Origin of the sequence: Glutamicibacter sp. MCAF14 (genome assembly GCF_052114325.1) — a bacterium.
In the GTDB taxonomy this organism is placed as follows: Bacteria; Actinomycetota; Actinomycetes; order Actinomycetales; family Micrococcaceae; genus Glutamicibacter; species Glutamicibacter arilaitensis.
This window is the reverse complement of sequence record NZ_JBFREO010000010.1, coordinates 23287-44129: the sequence shown is the minus strand read 5'-3', so window position 1 is coordinate 44129 and position 20843 is coordinate 23287. Positions and strand designations below refer to the sequence as shown.

Below are 20843 nucleotides of genomic sequence, written 5' to 3'. Positions count from 1 at the left end.
GGGAACGCCTCTCGGCGGAAGGCCGCTCGAAGCGGCAGAATTTTGGAGCCCGGGGTTACCAGCGGCCCGGCACCGATACCTAGTGTTCTCGCCCGGCACCGGTGCTGTCAACCGCAGACCGCCACCCGTGCGTTTTCTCACGCTAGCGGCGCACGCTCTTCTCGGCTCCGCTCAGGCAGAGCAGGGCGCAGCAGAACCAGATCGCGCCCGCCGGCCCCAAACCGGCAGCCACGGTACTTGAAATAATCGGCAAAGCTACTTGTCCGACCCGGTTTCCCATGAGCCTCACCGCCAATGCGGCACCGCGATCCACCGCCGGAACCGACGTGGAAATCATGGTCATGGTCATCGGCTGGCCCAGGCCCAGGAAGAATCCGCCAATCAGCAGCGCGGCTCCCGAGGCCCATAAGTTGTCGATGAATACCGGTGCCAGCGCAATGGCAATGCCCGAAATGTACAAGCTGGTAACCAGCAGGTGGTTGCGTTCAAAGTGGGCCGAGAGCTTGGGGATGAACAGCCGTGATACCACCGAGGCGAGGCCTCTAATGGCCAAAAGCACACCAACATCTTCCGGTGTGACACCATGTTTCTCCGCGACCAGCGGCAAGAACGCCGTGAGGATGTCCAGCATGGCCAGCAGGGTCATCGAGGCGAACATGTGCGAAGCCATGCGATTGACGCGCAAAACAGAGGCAAGGGAAGCCTTGGACTTCTGCGGGCGAGTATTCGACTTGGTTTTGGAGATCCGCGGCTGCCAGCTCGGAAGCAAGAAGGGGATGGCCAGCAATGAGAATCCGGCGGCAATCCACAAGGACAGGCTGATATCGGCAATGCGTTCCGGGGAAGTGGCATCGGTGCCGGAGCCGAGCACCAAGCCGCCGATCAGCGGTCCGGCGAATTGCCCGGCCGCATAGGCTGCGGTGAACCAGCCGAATCCCTTGTCCAGATCGCTGTCGGGGAAGAACCGGGCTATGGAAGATTGCCCGCCAATGGTGAACATCAGATGCCCAAGTCCCAGCACGGCACTGGCCAGGGCCACCGTCAATGCGTTGGGCGAGAAGTTGATGCCGATGCCGCCCGCGGCCAGCAAGGCCACGCCGGCGACCATCAAGAACCGCACCCTGCGGATCCGCGAACTGATGCGGCCCAGCAGCATCGCGGTGAACAGCGGGAGGATGGCATAGGCCGCGGTTACCACGCCGACGGTGAACTCGCCGGAGCCAAAAGAGATGAGCTTATAGGTGGTCACCGGGCGGATGAGGTTCAGCGCCGTTTGCGAAAGCAGCGCCGTTGCGATCAAGATCAGCAACCAGCGCACGAGTCCTGAAGAGTTGGTCCTCGATGCTGCGCCCACACCCACCTGCCTAAGATTGAGGGGTAACTTCCCCAGTCCATCCTAGAGGGGCGGGGCCGGTTTTCAGTCCAATGCGTCTTGGCGCCAAAGGCGGGCGCAGACTTCCAAGTCCGCTGCGGTGCCGTCCAGTGCCCGCGCTTGCTGGGTCAGTTTGGTGCCGCGATCGCTGTTGGAGAAATCTGCCGCATCGGCATGCTCGGTCATGCCCAAGGCCAATACCCGGCAATAGGCGGCGGTGCGTTCCAAGGCATGGGCGAAGTCGCCGTTGAAGGCGCCGGAGAGGATTGACCCGGTCATCTTCTTCATTTCCTCGGCGGTCGGCGGTTCAGCTACTCCGGCAACGACGCGTTCCACTTCGGCGCGATGGGCTCCGGCCATGAATCGCGCCGAATGCACCTCGGGCTTGCTCATGGTGGCCGCACGAACCGCATACAAGCGCCACAGGGCACCTGGCAGGGAATGGGCCGGGGCTTCGCTCCACAGCTGTGCGAGCACCTCCAGTCCCTCGTCTTCAGCCACCGCGATCAGCCGGCGGGATACTTCGGGATCGTTATTGGCGATGCCGCGCCGCACGAAAGCCTGTGCGGATAAGTGGGCTGCCTCCGATACCCGCGCCGGATCCGCGCCACCCTCGTATGGCTCGAATTCTGCCGGGGCGAAGGGGCGTGGTTTGTGATGGCGGAATCCCGCATCCTGGGCAACTCTTGATCCTGCGCGTGCACCTCTCATGCGCTCCAGAATACTCGCTGATCCTGAGTTCTCCGCTAACAAGTGATTTAGCTTGCAATCCCCAAGATCCAGCGGAAATTACGGGCTGCCGAATTGCGGAATACGCCGATTAATACTCATGCCGGTCCATCAGGTAGTATGGATTTTGGCCTTGTGCCGTGCGCCTTTAGCTCAGCTGGTAGAGCACTGGACTTTTAATCCATTGGTCGCGGGTTCGATCCCCGCAGGGCGCACAAAATGAAACCGGACCCGGCTTGCTAACGCAAGCCGGGTCCGGTTTTTCGATTTATTGTCCGGCATGGAACCAGCGGACTGCCCTCGTGCTAGACGTAGGGCTGAAGGAACTTGACCATGCGTTCCATCACCAACGCGCGAGCTTCTGGATCATGCGAGCGAAGCGAGCTGTCGGTGAACAGGTGCTGCTTGCCAGGGTAGGTGAAGAGCTGGGCGATATCGCCGCCCTCTGCTTCAACGAAGCGCTGAGCTGCCTCCAGGTCGCCTTCCTTCGCGAAGAACGGGTCCTGGTCCATGCCATGGATCTGCACCGGGACATTTTCCGGCCACGGACCGAAGCTCCAGTCGGCGTCCAGATCCACGAAGGATTCGAGCAGGATCGCGGCGATGGCGCCGGGACGTTGCTGCGCGCACTGCTGGGCCAGGGCCGCGCCCCAGGAAGTGCCGATGTAGACCAGCTCTTCGGGCAGTTTGCCAAATAGCTTGTCCACGCGGTCCTGGATCTTGTCCGCGGTCAGCTTGCCTGCCATGCGCATCCCGGCATCGAAATCCTTGGGCAGCTTGCCGGCGTACAGATCCAGTGCGTGCACGGTGTGGCCAGCGGCGCGCAATTCTGTGGCCATCTCCTGCACCCCGGGGGTCAGGCCCTGGACGTGATGGAAAAGAACAATCGTAGCCATGGGTGCTCCTAGCGGTTTCTAGCGTTCGTCGACCAGGTTCTCGATGCGCTGCGGCAAGTGCTCAATGGCCATGTCCCAGCCGGGCATCTGGCTATTGATCTCCACGCTGTACCCTTCGACCAGCATGAATTCTGCGCAGGTAAGGATTTCCTGGCCGGAACCCGTTTCATAGATGAAGGCACGTTTGATGTCCTGCCAGAGCAGGGTTGCGGACTGGTCGATCACGAGGCCGCTTTTGACGACTTCGACGGTGCGCTGGGGGTAGGACATACTCAACTTGCTTTCGGGGTCCTTGGCGGTGTGCTTTGAACAAGTCTAAACCGGCAGCACACCGCCGTGGGGTTATCAAACTGGATTCGGGTAGGACTTCGTCAAGGTTCCCTGAGGGCCGACTTCCAGCAAATAGTCCAGATCCAGCTGCGACAGGAAATGCTGATCGTGGCTGACTACCAGCAACGCGCCCTTATAGGCGCCCAGTGCTTCACTGAGCTGGCGCACGCTGTCCATATCCAGATTATTCGTCGGCTCATCGAGGATGAGCAGCTGCGCAGTTGGTTCTGCCAGCAGCAGCGTCGCCAGATAGACCCGGAAACGCTCGCCGCCGGAAAGCACCGCCAATGGCCGGTCGGCGCTGTCACCGCGCAGCAGCAACCGGGCAAGCATCTTGCGCACGTCGTTCGCGGTTGCCGCTGGCGCCACCGATGCCACGTTCTGCATGGCGCTCAGTTCCCCATCCAGGCCGTCCAGGCGCTGGGGCAGATACCCAACCCGGTCAAGGAAGAGCTGTCCGCCCAGTCCGGGGCCGGGAGCTTCGCCCGCGAGCATCTGCTTGAGCAGAGTGGTTTTCCCGGAACCGTTGGGGCCGACAAGGCCCACGCGTTCGGGTCCCTGGATGATGAACTGGTGATCCGCTGGACCCAGCGCCGCGACCTGCTTGCCCGAGGGCAGCCGCGGATCGGGCAACTCGATGTTGATGTGCTCGGCCTGCCGAACCCGCTGATCGGCATCATCGAGCCGGGCCTGTGCCGAATCGACCTTGCCATCCAGGTTGGAACGCATCTTCCCGGCGTTTGCCTCGGATTTCTGGCGAAGTTGGTTGGCCAGGATCTTCGGCATGCCTCCGGAAAGCTGGGTGGCCCGCCCCTTGCGTTTGGCACGCGCCAATTTCGTTTCGGCTTCTACCCGTTGGCGCTTTTCCACTTTCAGGGACGCCTGGGCGGTTCTGGCTGCCTGCTCGGCTGCCTGCTGTTCGGTTTCGAGCTGCTCCCGGTAAGCGCTGTAGGGCCCTCCGAAAACGCTGAGCTTCCCGTCGTAAAGCTCCACCGTATGCTCCATGAGCTCGAGCAACTCGATATCGTGGCTGACCACGACCAGCGTGCCCTTCCAGGCACGTACAAGGTCGTAGAGCAGCTCACGGGTTGGGTGATCGAGGTTATTCGTGGGCTCGTCGAGCAGCGTGATCGGCGAATCGGCCAGACGCAGGCCCAGTACCGCCAGCAGCATGACCTCCCCGCCCGATAAGGTGGTGATTTTGCGGCCCAGATCCAGGCCGCCAAAGCCCAATGGTGCCAGCTCGGCGCAAGCCCGGGCTTCCACGTCCCAGTTCGCGCCGACCGCATCGAAATCTGCCGGGTCGATGCTGCCTAACTCGATGGCTTCCAGAGCTGTCAGGACCTCATGTATCCCCAGCAGCTGGGCGACGGTGGTGTCCTTTTCCAAAGCGATGGTCTGCGGAAGATAACTCAGCGGCGCACTGGCTTCTACCGTTCCGCTGGTGGGGCGCAACTGCCCGGCGATCAATTTCAGCAACGTCGATTTGCCGCTGCCGTTGGCGCCGATCAAGCCGGTGAGCCCGGAGGGGAACGTGCCGTCCACATCCGCTAGGGCGTTTTCTCCCGAGGGCCAGACGAAGCTGAGGTTGTTCAGGGTAATTGGTGGTGTCAAAGACATGCAGGTTCCTCCCGCAATTGCGAAGGGGCTGCCAGCTTGGGGGATCGCAGAATCGGCTCAACCACGCAAGGGGAACCGCAAAGCAATGGATACCGAAGCCGGTAGCCGAAATGAACAGGGCGCACCGGACAGAATCGGTGCGCGGTCATTGGCTGGCTTAGTAGGTATCCATGCCAGAAAGTGTAGCAGTCAGGATTTCCGGTGACTACCCTGCTCAGTACACGAAGATCGGCAGCCATTCGCGGTTGTGGGCGTGGACCAGTGCAAGGAATAGGACGAAGTCGAAGATCAGGTGCACGGCGATGACATAGGACAGGGACTTCGTCAGCTTGAAGGTATAGCCCTGCAGCAGGGCGAAGGGGAAGGTCAGCAACGGGCCCCAGGATTGGTACCCAATCTCCCAGAGGAAGGAGGAGAAGATCACCGCCTGCAAGAGGTTGGCCTGCCAGTCCGGGAAATGCTGGCGCAGCAAGGTGAATGCCGTGCAGATGAAGAACAGCTCATCCCAGATGCCGACAGAATTCACTCCGAGGAAGAGCCGCCAGAAAATGGTTGGGTCCGAGGCATCCGGCCAGTTTTGGTAGACCCCGGTGCTGATCAGGTACACCGGAAGAATGAAGAACCCAGGGCAACTACCCCCAGCAGGTACAGCTTGGCAGCCACCGGCCACCTGCGGCCGGTGTTCACCGGGAACTTGATGATCTGCTCGCCTAGGGCGAAGCGGGAGATCAGCCAGGGCAGCAGCACCGCCGCGGCCAGCGCGCCACCCATTAATGCCATATGCCCCAGGCTCAGATCGGCATTCAGCGGAACCAGGCTGATGACCACCAAGCCGGTTGCGATGAGCCCCAGATGCCGTGCAAGCCTGCGGTCGATGAACCCGGCGCACAGCAGGCTCAGTGCCAGCAGGCTGTAGCCCAACATGTCGTTTTCGGCGCCGAAGAGGAACACTGCGGATGCCGAGAGCAACGCAGCTGGCAGCAGCTTCCAGCTGAGCGTCGTGCGCTTGATGGCAGAAGGGGACTGGCTCACGGACACAAGCATGCCAGCTGCGCCGGCAGAAAGACACAGCCCGCCGCCGCGGAACCGGTGCTTTAAAGCTTCTGGCCCGCATCCGTCATTTCGGCTGCGGGCCAGAAGGAAAAATCTGGAGAAGGGCTACTTCCAGGCGCGGTGCACCGCGACGATGCCACCGGTCAGGTTGCGGTATTCCGCGTTCTTCCAGCCGACGTTGACGAACTTGGCGCCCAGCTGATCCTGGTTTGGCCAAGCGGCAATCGATTCAGCCAAGTAAGCGTAAGCGGTCGGGTTGGGAGATACCAGGTAGCCCAGCGCTGGAACTACGCGTGGCAGGAACTGCTGGTAGGCCACCTTGATCGGAGTAATGGTCGGGGTGGAGAACTCGGCGACGACAATGCGTCCGCCTGGCTTGGTCACGCGGAGCATCTCCGAAAGGGCCTTCTCGGTGTCGTCGATATTGCGCAGGCCGTAGGAAATGGTCACGGCGTCAAAGGTGTTGTCCTCGAATGGAAGTTCGTGGGCATCGCCGTAGACGAAATCAAGCTGCGGGTAGCGCTTGCGGCCTTCTGCGAGCATGCCGTTGGACATGTCGCAGGCGGTGACCTTCGCGCCGGCCTCGGCCAGCGGAACCGAGGAGGTGCCGGTGCCTGCTGCCAGGTCGAGGATGCGCTCGCCGGGCTTCGGCGCGATCGCCTCGGTGGTGATCTTGCGCCAGTAGTTCACGATGCCGCCGGTCATCAAGGTATTGAGCAAGTCGTAGCGTGGAGCCAGCTTGTCAAACATTTCCTGAACCTGTTCGGCCTTCTTATCCAGGCCCGCGCGCGCATTCTGAGAACTCATGGTTCCAAGTGTTTCATATTTGCGCGCGCGTGGGCGTCGGATGTGGGGCGAATCGCCCTAGGCGGAGCATTTCGAGTCGCATTCTGCTGGCTGACTTTCCAACCAATATTGCTGACTGAGGAATTGCACGGCATTTGACCTGTTCTCAGCCACGGTATGCAGGCAGCCTCCACTACAGAAATTCGGTAGACTTATCTAATGGAAATAGATGCAGAATCTACTACTCATAGTTGACAGTCAAAAGGGGTACTCGCACACTGGAAGTGCTGGTACCCCCTTGTCGGCATGGGTGTTCACCGATCTTGTGATTTCCGGACTATGGTCGCAATGCCCCCTTGGTGACCTTCCCGGAAGCTACGTCGGCTAGTGCCTCGTTGACATCCTCCAGATGGTAGACGGAGAGGATCGAAGCTAGATCGTGGTTCTTCACTAGATGCGGCAACGACTTCACATACTTGACGTAGTGCGACGGTGCGAAGCCCCACGATCCGAACATCTTCAGCTGCTTCTTGGTGATTAGGTGTGGATTGATTGGGGTAGGGCCGTGGTCCGTGTATTGGCCGAGAATCAGGACTTGCGCATTCGGACGAGCCAAATCGATGGACTCGGCGACTGCGGCTGGAACACCTGCGCATTCAATGACCACGTCCGCGCCATGACCGGCAATTTCATGGAAGGCCGCCAAGCGTTCTTTGGCAGTCGGGTAGGTATCCATATCGATGCCGGCATCTGCCGCGCCGATCTCTAGGGCAACTTCGATGCGCGAGGTCGGACCACCAAGCATGATGACCTGGGAAGCTCCCATGGCCTTTGCGTACATGGCAGATGCCAAGCCGACAGGACCTGCGCCCTGGACGGCAACGATCGAGCCTGGTTCAATATTTAGGTTCTCAACGACGCCGTGGATCGCAGTGGGCCCGGCGCAACCGAGCGTGATGACCTCTTCGAAGCTGACCGAGTCTGGCAGCTTGATAATGGTCGTTCCTGCCTCGAGAGAGATGGTTTCGGCCCAGCCGCCCTGCAGGTGAGGAGCATCAGTAGCCTTGCGATTAATTCCGTAGATCTTGCGGCTCTTGCAAAGGGTCGGCTCCTTGAGGACCATGCATTCATAGCAAGATCCGCAAGGAATGTTGTTTGCCCAAACCACGCGGTCTCCCACAGCGAGAGGTTCACCTTCCACGTCAGTGGTCAGGCCTTCGCCCAAGGTGCGGATGCGTCCGACACCCTCGTGGCCCATGGCAATTGGAAGTGGAACGGAAAGATGCCCCGTGCGGAGGTGGACATCGGTACCGCAGATTCCACCTAGGGCAACATCTACCAATGCACCGCCCGGCGACACCTCGGGTAGGGGAAATTCTTGCAACTCTACCGAGGTGTTGAATTCTGTCAATACTGCCAATTTTGGCATGGAGTTTCTCCGTTCGTTAGCCCGCTGGCAGAGAGGAATATCTCTTTAGGGCCGAGTACAATTCATTTCTATTTGTTGACGGTCATCCCGTCAACCGTCTAGCCGACCTTGCTGGAAGAAGTCGAATCTGCACGCATTTCAACCCGCCGCTTCGCCGGGCGTCCCAGAGCGATTGCAATGAAGCCGACAGCGGCGGCAACCGCGATGTAGGTTGCTACAGCCATGGAAGAGCCGGTGTTCTGCATAAGGTACTCCGCCAGGAATGGTGCAGGAGCTGACGTGATGATGCCACCGATCTGGTAGGCCAGTGAGCTGCCGGTGAAGCGGACTTCGGGATGGAATAGTTCAGGAATGAAGCTAGCAACGACCGCGTAGGCTGTAGCGTGAGCGATTGGCAAGGACAGAATCATGGCGCCCAAGACGGCCATGGGCTCACCGGTGTTGACCAACCAGAATACCGGGTAGATCAGTAGGGCAACCAGCGTTGCGCCGGCGAGCATGACCTTCTTCTTACCCACGCGGTCGGCGATCATAGCAACCATTGGAATGGTGAAGACTTGGATGGAAGCGGAAATGATCAGTGCAATAAAGATCGAATCGCGTTCCAAGCCGACGTGAGAAGGTCCGTAGCTGAGCAGGTAGACCGAAGAGATATAGAAGATAATGTTCGGCGAAGCGAGCGTGAAGGTACCAAGGATCAACGGCCACCACGCCGTGCGGATGAGCTCGAACAGCGGAACGCGCACTTCGCGCTTCTCCGACTTCATCTTGAGGAACTCAGGCGATTCACTAATGCGCAAGCGGATGAAAAGGCCGACGACGATGAGCAATGCCGAGATCCAGAATGGCACTCTCCAGCCCCAAGCGTGGAAAGATGCCTCGTCCATCTGTTGCATTAGCAGGAAGATGGTCGAAGAGAGAACCAATGCGGCAGGCACGCCCGACTGGGTCCAAGATGCGTAGAAAGCCTTCTTCTTTTCAGGAGCGTGCTCCAATGCCATGAGCACGGCACCACCCCATTCGCCTCCAACGGCCAGACCCTGAAGGAATCGAAGCGCCACCAGGAGGATAGGGGCCCAAATGCCTATCGCGTCATAGTTCGGCAGAAATCCCACGATGAAAGTCGACATGCCCATCAACATCAGTGACCAGACCAAGATGGTCTTGCGACTGAGTTTGTCGCCGAAGTGTCCGAAGATGATGCCGCCGAATGGGCGGGCGATGAAAGCTACTGCGAACGTAGCTAGGGCGGCCAGCGTACCTGCCGCAGGAGACAGGGCTGGGAAGAATTGATCGTTCAAAACCAGAACGGCGGCGGTGCCGAAAATGTAGTAGTCGTACCACTCGATGGTGGTGCCGATCATCGAGGCGGCAGCAACTTTCCTTGCCCGGGGCGGTTGCCCATTTGCGATCGAAGACATGCGGAATTCCTTTGCGAGATCATGTGACTTTCTCGTCACGTAAGTATTTTAAGTCACACCAATAGTTGCTTGCATGTAACATGTATGTCAAGAAACATTGCTAGAACCAGTGTCAAGAAGTCGAGAATTCAGGAAGATGAGGGCAACAAATGACTAGCAAAATCTGGAAGAAAATCTCTGGAGGATCTGGGGAAATTGAACTCCCACTTGGCCTTTACATTGAGGGGGAATGGCGCGCTGCTAAAGACGGTAAGGTCTTCGGCGTGCAGAACCCGGCAGATGAAACCACCATTGCTTCGGTCTCGGACGCAGGAGATCAGGACGCCTTAGATGCACTGTCGGCGGCTCATGCGGCGCAGTCGGAGTGGGGTAGCACTACTACCCGCCACCGTTCCAATGTTCTTCGTTCCGTTTACGAATTACTTCAGGAGCACAAGGAAGAAATCGCCTGGGTTATGTCCCTTGAAATGGGCAAGCCGCTGGCCGAAGCTCGCGGAGAAGTCCAGATCTCGGCAGACTACTTCCAGTGGTTCTCCGAAGTAGTCACTCAGCAGCAGGGGACTTTCACCGAGTCGCCGACCGGTGGTTACAAGATCATCACGACGCACCAGCCCGTTGGCCCGTCATATCTGGTCACTCCGTGGAACTTCCCGCTATTCATGGGAGCCCGCAAGACTGCCGCGGCATTGGCAGCTGGATGCACGATCATCATCAAGCCGGCAGCACTGACGCCGCTGGTAACTCACATGTTCGTACAGGTGTTGCATGAGGCAGGGCTTCCGAAGGGTGTAGTCAACCTCGTTACGACCAGCTCCTCGTCGAAGCAGTCCAAGCTACTGATGTCTCGTCAGGAATTGCGCAAAGTCAGCTTCACTGGATCCACGAATGTTGGAGTTACCCTGCTCAAGCAAGCTGCGGATAACGTTATGGCTACGTCGATGGAGCTGGGTGGCAACGGACCATTCGTAGTCCTTTCCGATGCAGACCTCGATGCCGCGGCGGAAGGTGCGGTGATTGCCAAGTTCCGCAATGCCGGACAGGTTTGCGTCGCAGCAAACAGGATCATCGTGGAGAAGTCTGTCGCTGCGGCATTCCGTGAGAAATTCGTGGCCAAGGTCGCCCAGCTGCGAGTTGGCGCGGGAACGGATGAAAAGGTTAATATCGGGCCTCTAGTAGATAAGAAGCAACGCGATAGCGTGACGGAATTGCTCGGCACCGCTGTGGACGAAGGAGCCGAGATCATTTTTGGCGGCGTAGCCGTCGAGGGGCCGGGCTTCTTCATCAACCCGACCGTTGTAGCCAATGCTGGAACTGATTCGTCGATTGCAACCAGCGAGATTTTCGGCCCGGTAGCTTCCATTTACGAGGTCGAAGGTGACGACGCAGCGTTGGAGGTGGCCAACCAGACTCCATTTGGCTTGGTCTCATATGTCTATACGCGAGATGTTAGCCAAGCATTGCGGGCCGCCGAGAAGCTAGATAGTGGAATGGTCGCCGTAAACCGTCCCGTGGTCGCCGATCCGGCTGCACCATTCGGCGGCATCAAGGCTTCAGGCTTCGGAAAGGAAGGTGGGCATGCAGGCATCGAGGAATATCAGATTGAAAAGTACATCGCGTTGACCATGTGATCCGCGAGCGCGATCTAGAAGGCGTCGTGGCTAGGGACTGACAACCAAATAAAGGACTGCTCGACGTTGGCCATCGCGAATTCGGGGCTCTTCTGGTTCTCCTGGTGGATCAGCATTTGCGCCGTGTTAGTGATGTGGCGGAATACTGCTCGTTCGACAGCTTGCGGGTCGCCATCTCGGTAGCCCTTGATGATATCGGCGTGATCGTCGAAGCATTCCATGGCAGAGCGAGACGCAGGTACAGTGCCCACGCCCGTGCTGAGGACGAAGTCCCGCTGTTCGTGAAGGAGGACTAGCGCCTTGTCGTTGCCAGATCCTGCCAACAGCGTTTGATGGAAATCCCTGTCGGCGCGTAGCACCGAATCTGGATCTCCGGATTCGGCGGCTGTCCGGAATTGAGCAACAGCGGTTTCGAACTGGGCCGAAGTGGAATCGTTCTTCTTCAAGGTCGCCAGCCGGGAAAGTGGAACCTCAAGCATGATGCGGATCTGGAAAACCTGGATCAGTGAATCGAGCGAGGTTTTGAGAACTCGGAACCCCTTTTTGTCTTCAATCCGCACCATTCCGCGGCGCGCGAGCTCCATGAGTGCCTCGCGGACCGGGGTACGAGAGACACCGAGCTTCCGGGCAACCTCTGACCCCGTGTACAGCGGTCCGGGGATGAGGGAACCTTTGACGATTTCCAAGCGGATCGCGTCGACGGCTTGTTCAGTCAGGGTTGCATTGCGATTGACAGATTCCATATACCTATTATCCCAATTCAAGTATGAGTAAAGAAAATTTCACAAGGAGAAACTTATCCATGTCTACATATTCGTTCGGTGTTGTGGGCGCCGGCATCATCGGAGCGGCGGTTGCGCGAGAATTAATGCAGCGTCACCCTGGCGCTCAAATCACGATCATTGAGAAGTCAGAGGAAGTTGCAGCCCACCAAACCGGGCATAATTCCGGTGTCGTGCATGCCGGTTTATATTATCAGCCAGGAAGCCTCAAGGCGCGCTTGTGCCGCCGTGGTGTAGACCTGCTGCGTGACTACGCTATTGCCAAGAACGTTCCCTATGAGGAATGCGGAAAGCTAGTCGTTGCCCTCACTGAGGAAGAAGAGGGCCGCGTCCGCGCTATCTACTCCAAGGCAGTTGCAAACGGTGTGCCTGATGTTGAACTCATAGGCCCCGAAGAAATTCGGAAGATCGAACCAAATGCTGTTGGTCGGCTCGCACTGCACTCGCCACATACAGCCATCATCGACTATGCCGGTGTAACCCGTGCCATGATCGAGGAAGTAACCGACGGTGGTGCAAAGCTGCTGCTTAACAGCGAAGTCATAGGCATCTCCAACGCCGGAAACGAGTGCATCGTGACCGTTGACAGTGACGGGCAGAGCAAAAAGCACAAATTCGACTATCTGGTCGTGTGCGCAGGACTGCAGTCCGACCGTGTTGCACGGTTGGCAGGTGGCGCTGCCTACCCGAAGATCGTTCCGTTCTTCGGTCAGTACTCCAAACTTGCTCCAGAGCAGCGCAACATCCTCAACGGCCTGGTCTACCCGGTTCCGGATCCAGAGTACCCATTCCTGGGTGTGCACTTGACCAAGAGGGTGGACGGCGAAATGCTGGTTGGACCGAATGCCTTCCTCTCCTTTGGACGGGAGAACTACAAAGGTTGGCGGATCGGCGTCAAAGATACCCTTGATGTCGTCTTCAGTCGCGCTTTCTGGAAGTTTGCCTCGGGAAATATGAAGGCTGCCGTCCAGGAATTCGGCGCTGTGGTGTCCCGTAAGAAGTTCCTCGCAGGCGCAGCAGCATACGCTCCAGATCTCAATGACGCGGCCTCGACGCCCATCACGCGGGGAATCCGTGCTCAGGCTATGGACGAGAACGGCCAGCTGGTCGACGACTTCGTTATCGAACGCTTGGGCCGTGTGACCGCGCTGCGCAACGCTCCGTCGCCGGGTGCAACCTCGTCGCTGGCAATTGCCGAGCATCTCGTCGAGCACCTTGGCGAGACTCTGGAAATATCCGACAACAAGTTGCCGAGTTCGGATAGCAACTAGCGCTCAGGGTGGGAGGGAACGCGCTCAGTTGCCGTCCATGCTGAGGTCTGTTCTCTTGTTGGCATTTCCGGGAGATGTGCATGGTTTCGCTTGCAGCGAGCAAGGACTTGCGCAGTGGTGGGGACCGCCTGCAGCGACTCTGGATGAGTGGATACCGCGGAAAGCGTATTGGACGAGGTTCGCTCTTCTCATGCTCCGCCCCTTCGTCTAGGCTTGTGGGAACTGCGGAAAACAGGCCTTGCTAGCTAGGGGATTGCATGAGTGGTTTCGCCATTGATTGGCCCGGCGCATCGCGCCGCGCCAAGCATGCCCACGAGCTCCTGGGATCCAGCGGAACCGGTGTTGCCGAGTTGCCGTTGCGGCGGGATGTGCGCGAATCCTGGAAGCGATCCCTGGAGAGCTCCGCCCAGTTGCGCGGCCCTTCGGTGCTCAGTGATGACCACTTGCGCCTGGCACGCGAGCGAAGCGAACTGCAGCGCATCTGGCCCGTTTTCGAAAAGCTCCTAGTCCCGGCGGCCGCTGACTCCAATCTCCTGGTAGCGCTGGCCGATGCTGGTGGAACGTTGCTTTGGGTTGCCGGCGGCAATGGCGCGATGAGCCAGGCTGAAGGCGTGGGTTTCATGGCGGGTGCCGACTGGGCTGAGCAGAGCGTTGGCACCTCGGCGCCGGGCATGGCCTTGGCTACTGGCTCAGGTTCCCAGGTATCGGGCGCCGAGCACCTCTACGAGCAAGCCCATCACTACAGCTGTTCCGCGGTGCCGATCCGCGATCCGCGCACCGGGCAGGTAATTGGCGCAATCGACCTGACCGGTGGCCCCGAAGCCATTGCCACGCACTCCTTGCCGCTGCTGCAGGCGGCGGTCATGGCCGCGGAAACCCACCTGCTCCTGCCGGGTGCCGGAGTCGTGGCCGATCCGGACTATCTGGACTTGGGTCGATCCGATGGAGCCCATTTGGGTTCGGTTCCGATTTCGCTTCGCCATGCAGAGATCCTGACCCTGCTGGCGCATTACCGGGAAGGCCTGAGCACTGCCCAGCTGGTAGAGGAACTGTTCGAGCGTCCCGATGCCGCGGCAGCCGGCACGGTCCGCGCCGAAATTGTCAGGCTGCGCAAGGTGCTCGCCGGTCCAGGTGGCCGCTCCCTGACCTCGCGGCCTTACCGTCTTGAATGGGAACTGCACACGACCATCGGCCGGCTATGGCACGCACTGGAGCGTGGCGATCTCGACACTGCCCTGCCGCTGTACACTCCGGGCCTGCTGGCCCGATCCCAAGCGCCAGGCGTCGTCGCGCTGCTGTACCGGACCGAAGCGGCACTGCGTGAAATGGTGCTGGATCGCGGCACTGCGCATCAGTTGCTCAACCTGGGACGCCAATTGGCGGACCCCGGCCTATTGCGCGCGGCTTTGCGGGAATTGCCCGAGCAGTCACCGGCTCGTTCACTGGTTGTTGCCGAAGTCCAAGGCCTTGAAGGCTAGCGAAAATCATGGCGGAAATAATCGTCGCGAAAGCACGGAAATAGCATTCTGAATCTCGTTACTTCAGACCCTTAGTTGAATTCTCTTGTTATTCGATGATTATTCCGTCTTCGTTGAAATCAAGTTCTGAGTCAGAATCATTATCAATCAGATACTTTAAAGCTCGTTCAATAGACGTGAGCTTCTTCTTGATTTCAGTTAACCCTGTAGCGTTGCGATCAGAAAATTCATCGAGACGTTCGTATTCTCGACGCACCTGAATTTCAGTCTCAATCAAAGTCCTACGTACGGCAGGATCCGCGGGTAGACCTTGAAGGCTCCTCAGGATCTCCGTTGACAACATTCGTTCTACGACTGCTTCCATATCAGCCGCCGAGGTAGCAGCACTTGCGAGCCCGAACGCAATTCCACCGCCGCCGACGCTCGCGAGCGAACCGGCGGTAATGAGTCCGCCGATCATGCCACCCGGGCCGAAGCTTGCCAATGCGCTCGAAAGCAGGGCCGCGCCCGCAAGGCCCGGGGCGGCAGCTAATGCCAACCCTCCTGTGGCTGCGACAAGAGCTGCGGCACCCAGACTAACGGCTCCCCACTTTTTCCAATTTAAGCCGCCTTGCCCATTGAGTGTTACTTGCGCTTCCTTTGCGGCTTTAAAGACGTCGGACCCGAATTTGCTGGAGAGTCCCATTTCGGCGGAGAGGTCTTCTAGGGCTGCTTGGCGAATTTCAGGCTTCACCGAGATTTCGAAAGGTCGAATGACATTTTCAGAAGCAAGCGCCGAGAGCGGGAGGATCGCCTGATCGATTGGAAGGTGAATGGCCGGCGAAGGAACCGGGGTTTCTGCGTCGAGGTCCGAAAGATCAAACGCTAGACGCGATAGAGAGTAGGGGGTCCTCCTTCCTTCAGACTCATTCCAGCGCATAATTCCGTCTATCACGGTTGCCTGAACCTGACGCAGCGCGCCGGAATAGCGTTCTTTCAGGTCGTTTTCCAACCGCATGTTGATTAGGTGAGCGAAGCGCAATGCGAACATGGCCATTTGTTCGGTATCGCTTAACTTTGATTCAACCGGAGATTCTTTGGCGACAATTTCTTTGGATTTGGCTCCGTAGAGGCCGTATCCGATTGCTTCGGCGACTATCGGGCGCTGAAGATAGTCGACTGCCTTATGTGCTTGGAGCTTCGAAAGTGATAGTGCATCGATCTTGTAGTCGGTCATCCACGGGAAACGAGAAGACAGTCCGCGGTGGGCAGTTACGGGATCGTTTTCATTCCAGAAGTTAACCCACCACGATAGGTGTGCAGGTGGCTCCTTGAGGTAGTCCCAAACTTTGTCGATATTGAATGCCTTGTGCCCCAGGGGGCTGCCGATCGTTACCAGTCCTGCGATTTCTACGTCCTTAGGCAGGCGCATCAGCAAATCAGCGGCGATTACCGACCCGAGGCTATGTGCCACGATGACAAGGCGACCTGAATTGGGAAGCTTGCTCAAGATCCGCCTGAGCACCTGTCCTCGAATGTCTTCATTTTTTAAATACAGCGAGGCTTGGGCCATATGAGGCAGGTATTCGACAGCGGCGTGGATAAGGAGATCGTCTCCAAAGCGGCTTTTTCCTTGGTTGTACCGGCCGAGCTTAAACTCCATGGCTGCCATCCGTCGCTCAAAGTCACGGCGGATTTGTGGCGCCTCGGATCGATTAGGACGTTTGTGGACTCTTGGCGGTATTTCGGAAGGTTCATCTGCACCTTTGAGTGCATGGGCAAATTTGGGGATAACTAGATCGATGTTTTCAAGCGCTGGGTAGTCGATTTCTGCCAGCGATTGACCCAATTGCTGCTGCCACTTATTTTCCGGGTCGCCGTTGCCGACGCCGTGAATAAACAGCAAGGTCGTCTTTTTTGTCAACGTGTAGTCCTCCGCTTGATGCGCATGAAAAGTAATTGATTATTTATTGTTATCACATACGAGGGGCAGTTATTTGATTGATGAATTTTAAGATCATGATTAAATTCTGATTTTTTCATCCTTGACGAACTCGGAGCCCGCACCTCATGATCGGATTTCGGTATAAAGGTGAAAATTGGGGACGTGAAGGGGATGGGGCTGCAATTTCTGGCCTGCTGAATCTCCTGATGGCAAGCAGGAACTTGCTGATTTTCGACACCTGAATCCCGTTGCAACCTGCCTGCAACCTTCATGTGACTAGAGTCACATGCAAGGTGCTGCGATGATCTGATCGCGGCCAGGAAGTCCGAACAAGGAGTCGTGGAGCAATGGCGGTTTACGCAAACCCGAACACCGATGGCGCGCTGGTTAATTTCAAGGAGCGCTACGAGAACTACATTGGCGGCCAATGGGTCGCCCCGGCCAAGGGCATGTATTTCGAGAACGTCACCCCGGTGACCGGCAAGGTCTTCTGCGAGGTGGCCCGTTCCACCGCCGAAGATATCGAGACTGCCCTGGATGCAGCCCATGCGGCCGCTCCTGCTTGGGGCAAGACCAGCCCTGCCGAACGCGCTGTCATCCTGAACAAGATCGCGGACCGCATCGAGGAAAACCTCGAAATGATGGCCGTGGCCGAAACCTGGGACAACGGCAAGGCCATCCGCGAGTGCCTGAACGCCGACCTGCCGCTGGCAGTTGACCACTTCCGCTACTTCGCCGGAGCAATCCGCGCCCAGGAAGGCAGCCTCTCTCAGCTCGACGACGACACCACCGCATACCACTACCACGAGCCGCTGGGCGTGGTCGGGCAGATCATCCCGTGGAACTTCCCGATCCTCATGGCCGTCTGGAAGCTCGCCCCGGCGCTGGCTGCCGGCAACGCGATCGTGCTCAAGCCCGCCGAGCAGACCCCGGTCTCGATCCTGGTGCTCATGGAGCTGATCGGCGACCTGCTGCCAGCCGGCGTGCTGAACGTGGTCAACGGCTTCGGCGTGGAATGCGGCAAGCCGCTGGCCTCCAACAAGCGCATCCGCAAGATCGCCTTCACCGGCGAAACCACCACCGGCCGGCTGATCATGCAGTACGCGTCGGAAAACCTGATCCCGGTCACCCTGGAACTGGGCGGCAAGTCCCCGAACATCTTCTTCGAGGACATCGCTGCCAAGGATGACGCCTTCTACGACAAGGCGCAGGAAGGATTCACGCTGTTCGCGCTGAACCAGGGCGAAGTCTGCACCTGCCCATCGCGTGCGCTGATCCAGGAAAGCATCTATGACCGCTTCATGGGCGATGTGGTGGCCCGCACCAAGGCCATCAGGCAGGGACACCCGCTGGATACCGACACCATGATGGGTGCCCAGGCATCCAACGACCAGCTGGAGAAGATCCTCTCCTACATGGACATCGGCAAGTCCGAGGGCGCCAAGGTGCTGCTCGGCGGGGGACGTGCGGATCTGGGCGGAGAGCTCTCCGGCGGCTACTACGTGCAGCCGACCATCTTCGAGGGCACCAACGACATGCGCATCTTCCAGGAGGAGATCTTCGGGCCGGTGGTAGCGGTGACCAAGTTCAAGGACTACGACGACGCGATCTCCATCGCCAACGACACCCTGTACGGGTTGGGTTCGGGGGTGTGGAGCCGCAATGGCAACGTGGCCTACCGTGCCGGCCGCGCCATCCAGGCCGGACGCGTGTGGGTCAACCAGTACCACGCCTACCCGGCGCACTCGGCCTTCGGCGGATACAAGTCCTCGGGTATCGGCCGCGAGAACCACCTGATGATGCTGGACCACTACCAGCAGACCAAGAACCTGCTGGTTTCCTACTCGGAAGACAAGCTGGGCTTCTTCTAGGAGCAGTAGCTGCCACGAGCAGCATGAGATGACAACAGACCTCGAAGGTGCGGGGCCAGCCGGGACAGCGTCCGGGGATCGATTGGCCTCATCCCCCGCACGCCAGCCGGCACCCCGCACCTTCGAATGCCATGCAAAGGACAAAGTACATGAGCAAGATGAAAGCTGCAATAGTCGAAGGCTTCGGCGAAGAGTTCCAGGTGAAGGACGCCGAGATCCCCGAGCCCGGCCCCGGCCAGGTGCTGGTGAAGCTGATCGCCTCGGGCGTCTGCCACACCGACCTGCACGCCGCCGAGGGCGATTGGCCGGTCAAGCCGAAGCTTCCGCTGATTCCCGGGCATGAAGGCGTGGGCATCGTGGAAAAGCTCGGCGAAGGAGTCACCGAGGTCGCGCTCGGGGACATGATCGGCAACGCGTGGCTGGACAGCGCCTGCGGGCACTGCCAGTACTGCGGCACCGGCTGGGAGACGCTGTGCGAAGCCCAGTCCAATGGCGGATACTCCATGGACGGTTCCTTCGGCCAGTACATGCTGGTGGATTCCCGCTATGCCGCGCACATCCCGGAGGGCTCGGATCCCCATGAAATCGCGCCGGTGCTGTGCGCGGGAGTGACTGTCTACAAGGGCCTGAAGATGACTGAGGTCAAGCCCGGCCAGTGGGTGGCTATTTCGGGTATCGGCGGACTGGGCCATATCGCGGTGCAGTACGCGGTGGCCATGGGCATGCGGGTGATCGCCATTGACGTGGCCGATGACAAGCTGGCGCTGGCCTCGAAGCATGGAGCGGAAATCACCGTCAATGCCTTCGCCCAGGACCCGGCCGAGATCATCCAGCAGAAGGTTGGCGGAACGCACGGCGTGCTGGTTACGGCGGTGCATCCAAAGGCGTTCGGGCAAGCGATCGGCATGACCCGGCGCGGCGGAACGATCGTGTTCAACGGGCTGCCCGCCGGTGATTTCCCCGCACCCATTTTCGACATCGTGCTCAAGGGCCTGACCATCCGCGGATCGATCGTGGGAACACGGCAGGACATGATCGAGGCGCTGGAATTCTATGCGGCAGGGAAGATCAAGCCGACCTTCCATACCCGCCCGCTGGAAGACATCAACGCCGTATTCGACGAAATGCGCCATGGCAAGATCGATGGGCGCGTTGTCATCGACTACGCCGGCAGGGCGTAGCCGGATCCGCAACGGTTGATGGCACGGTACCGGATGCGGCTTTTCGAAGCGGCATCCGGTACCGGTGTCCTGGCCGCCCTGGCCGAGCGATGGACGGTGCGGCCCAAAAAGAGGACACTGGCCACAACGAGATAAATCCGGACGTGGACAACGAGGCAGGAGCAGGACATGAGCACCGTAACCGAAACGCGCGCCGCAATCGAGGGCGAAGAGTTCTCGCGGGTGGCCTTCACCTCCGAAGCCCTGGACCTGCTGCGCAAGCTGTGGGGGATCCACGGCCCGCTGATGTTCCACCAGTCCGGAGGGTGCTGCGACGGGTCCTCGCCGATGTGCTACCCGGCCGGCGAGTTCCGCACCGGGGGATCGGACATCCGGCTCGGCGTGCTTTCCCTGGACGGCGCTGATGGCACCGCTCTGGGCGACATCGATTTCTGGATGTCCAAGGAGCAATTCGAATACTGGAAGCACACCAAGCTCACCGTGGACGTGGTCAACGGGCGGGGATCCGGTTTCTCCGTCGAAGCCCCGGAGGGCAAGCGCTTCTTGATCCGCAGCGAGATCATCGAGTTCCCGGCTGGCCCGAACCCCGACTAGGCTTGGCCCATGCGACTGTGGTCCCTGCACCCCTCATTGCTCGACGCCAAAGGGCTCGTTGCCTGCTGGCGTGAAACACTGCTGGCCCAGAAGGTGCTCGCAGGCCAGACCAAGGGCTATACCGGGCACCCGCAGCTTCTCCGGTTCAAGGCGCAGCCCGCCCCGCTGGTGCATATGGGCGGCTACCTGCAGGGCTTGTGGGACGAAGCGGCTGTCCGGGGCTATCGCTTCGACGCCGCGAAGATCCTGCATCCGGCAGCCGCCGCGCAGCTGGAAAAGATCCCGGTCACCCAGGGGCAGGTGCACTTCGAGCGCGAGCACCTGCTGCGCAAGCTCTCCGTCCGGGATCCCGCGCGCATCGCCCGCTTGGAACCGGCAGGGCAGGTGGCCCTGCATCCGCTGTTCGTGCAGGTCCCGGGGCCAGTGGAGGCCTGGGAGAAGGATGCGCTCGCCAGCGGATGAGCTGCTGGCCCGGCAA

Annotated in this window: 17 protein-coding genes, 1 tRNA gene and 1 pseudogene; 8 read left to right on the top strand and 11 right to left on the bottom strand. The window is 59.3% G+C overall.

Translation table 11 applies throughout. The features are described 5' to 3' along the window. Positions 1 to 142: 142 nt before the first annotated feature. Both AB4Y71_RS16235 and AB4Y71_RS16230 read right to left on the bottom strand, forming a co-directional pair. Positions 143 to 1354: an MFS transporter gene (locus AB4Y71_RS16235; protein ID WP_441722024.1), complete on the bottom strand. Its 1212-nt coding sequence runs from the start codon at positions 1352 to 1354 to the stop codon at positions 143 to 145. Positions 1355 to 1417: 63 nt separating this feature from the next. Beyond that, positions 1418 to 2083, bottom strand: a complete 666-nt coding sequence (locus AB4Y71_RS16230) for a hypothetical protein (protein WP_102598763.1) — start codon at positions 2081 to 2083, stop codon at positions 1418 to 1420. 160 nt (positions 2084 to 2243) lie between these two features. On the opposite strand from AB4Y71_RS16230, the gene AB4Y71_RS16225 reads away from it, so the two are divergent. Further along, a tRNA-Lys gene (locus AB4Y71_RS16225) sits at positions 2244 to 2316 on the top strand. A gap of 90 nt (positions 2317 to 2406) precedes the next feature. Here the strand turns inward: AB4Y71_RS16225 and AB4Y71_RS16220 are convergent. From AB4Y71_RS16220 to AB4Y71_RS16190, 7 genes and pseudogenes are all read right to left on the bottom strand, one after another. Then, positions 2407 to 2997: a dienelactone hydrolase family protein gene (locus AB4Y71_RS16220; RefSeq protein ID WP_441722021.1), complete on the bottom strand. Its 591-nt coding sequence runs from the start codon at positions 2995 to 2997 to the stop codon at positions 2407 to 2409. Between the two features lie 18 nt (positions 2998 to 3015). Continuing rightward, complete coding sequence (locus AB4Y71_RS16215) at positions 3016 to 3267, bottom strand: hypothetical protein (RefSeq protein ID WP_105658992.1); 252 nt, start codon at positions 3265 to 3267, stop codon at positions 3016 to 3018. Between the two features lie 75 nt (positions 3268 to 3342). After that, complete coding sequence (locus tag AB4Y71_RS16210; protein WP_441722018.1) at positions 3343 to 4947, bottom strand: ABC-F family ATP-binding cassette domain-containing protein; 1605 nt, start codon at positions 4945 to 4947, stop codon at positions 3343 to 3345. Positions 4948 to 5161: 214 nt separating this feature from the next. Beyond that, positions 5162 to 5991, bottom strand: a pseudogene (locus tag AB4Y71_RS16205) (CPBP family intramembrane glutamic endopeptidase). Between the two features lie 114 nt (positions 5992 to 6105). After that, a complete protein-coding gene (locus AB4Y71_RS16200) occupies positions 6106 to 6807 on the bottom strand; it encodes a class I SAM-dependent methyltransferase (RefSeq protein WP_134778929.1) in 702 nt (233 codons plus the stop codon). A gap of 316 nt (positions 6808 to 7123) precedes the next feature. Then, on the bottom strand, positions 7124 to 8215 hold the full coding sequence (locus AB4Y71_RS16195) for a zinc-binding dehydrogenase (protein ID WP_441722014.1): 1092 nt from the start codon (positions 8213 to 8215) through the stop codon (positions 7124 to 7126). Positions 8216 to 8313: 98 nt separating this feature from the next. Next, the gene (locus AB4Y71_RS16190; protein WP_441722011.1) at positions 8314 to 9636 is read right to left on the bottom strand and encodes an MFS transporter; all 1323 of its coding nucleotides are present in this window, start codon (positions 9634 to 9636) and stop codon (positions 8314 to 8316) included. A gap of 149 nt (positions 9637 to 9785) precedes the next feature. Here AB4Y71_RS16190 and AB4Y71_RS16185 point away from each other — a divergent pair, with 149 nt between their 5' ends. Next, positions 9786 to 11264: an NAD-dependent succinate-semialdehyde dehydrogenase gene (locus AB4Y71_RS16185; RefSeq protein ID WP_441722008.1), complete on the top strand. Its 1479-nt coding sequence runs from the start codon at positions 9786 to 9788 to the stop codon at positions 11262 to 11264. A gap of 14 nt (positions 11265 to 11278) precedes the next feature. Here AB4Y71_RS16185 and AB4Y71_RS16180 read toward each other — a convergent pair whose 3' ends face one another. Continuing rightward, positions 11279 to 12007: a GntR family transcriptional regulator gene (locus AB4Y71_RS16180; RefSeq protein ID WP_441722005.1), complete on the bottom strand. Its 729-nt coding sequence runs from the start codon at positions 12005 to 12007 to the stop codon at positions 11279 to 11281. Positions 12008 to 12066: 59 nt separating this feature from the next. Between AB4Y71_RS16180 and lhgO the strand changes: the two genes are divergently transcribed. Next, on the top strand, positions 12067 to 13317 hold the full coding sequence (gene lhgO / locus AB4Y71_RS16175) for an L-2-hydroxyglutarate oxidase (protein WP_441722003.1): 1251 nt from the start codon (positions 12067 to 12069) through the stop codon (positions 13315 to 13317). A gap of 257 nt (positions 13318 to 13574) precedes the next feature. Next, the gene (locus tag AB4Y71_RS16170) at positions 13575 to 14795 is read left to right on the top strand and encodes a GAF domain-containing protein (protein WP_441722000.1); all 1221 of its coding nucleotides are present in this window, start codon (positions 13575 to 13577) and stop codon (positions 14793 to 14795) included. Positions 14796 to 14883: 88 nt separating this feature from the next. On the opposite strand, the gene AB4Y71_RS16165 is transcribed toward AB4Y71_RS16170, so the two are convergent. Continuing rightward, complete coding sequence (locus AB4Y71_RS16165; RefSeq protein ID WP_441721997.1) at positions 14884 to 16698, bottom strand: hypothetical protein; 1815 nt, start codon at positions 16696 to 16698, stop codon at positions 14884 to 14886. A gap of 368 nt (positions 16699 to 17066) precedes the next feature. Here AB4Y71_RS16165 and adh point away from each other — a divergent pair, with 368 nt between their 5' ends. From adh to AB4Y71_RS16145, 4 genes are all read left to right on the top strand, one after another. Then, positions 17067 to 18590 (top strand): aldehyde dehydrogenase, encoded by a 1524-nt coding sequence (adh, locus tag AB4Y71_RS16160; protein WP_441721994.1) that lies wholly within the window; start codon positions 17067 to 17069, stop codon positions 18588 to 18590. Between the two features lie 149 nt (positions 18591 to 18739). Continuing rightward, complete coding sequence (gene adhP / locus AB4Y71_RS16155; RefSeq protein WP_441721992.1) at positions 18740 to 19771, top strand: alcohol dehydrogenase AdhP; 1032 nt, start codon at positions 18740 to 18742, stop codon at positions 19769 to 19771. Positions 19772 to 19939: 168 nt separating this feature from the next. Next, on the top strand, positions 19940 to 20365 hold the full coding sequence (locus AB4Y71_RS16150) for a DUF779 domain-containing protein (RefSeq protein ID WP_013347532.1): 426 nt from the start codon (positions 19940 to 19942) through the stop codon (positions 20363 to 20365). A gap of 9 nt (positions 20366 to 20374) precedes the next feature. Continuing rightward, on the top strand, positions 20375 to 20827 hold the full coding sequence (locus AB4Y71_RS16145; protein ID WP_105658982.1) for a pyrimidine dimer DNA glycosylase/endonuclease V: 453 nt from the start codon (positions 20375 to 20377) through the stop codon (positions 20825 to 20827). The last annotated feature ends 16 nt before the right edge of the window (positions 20828 to 20843 follow it).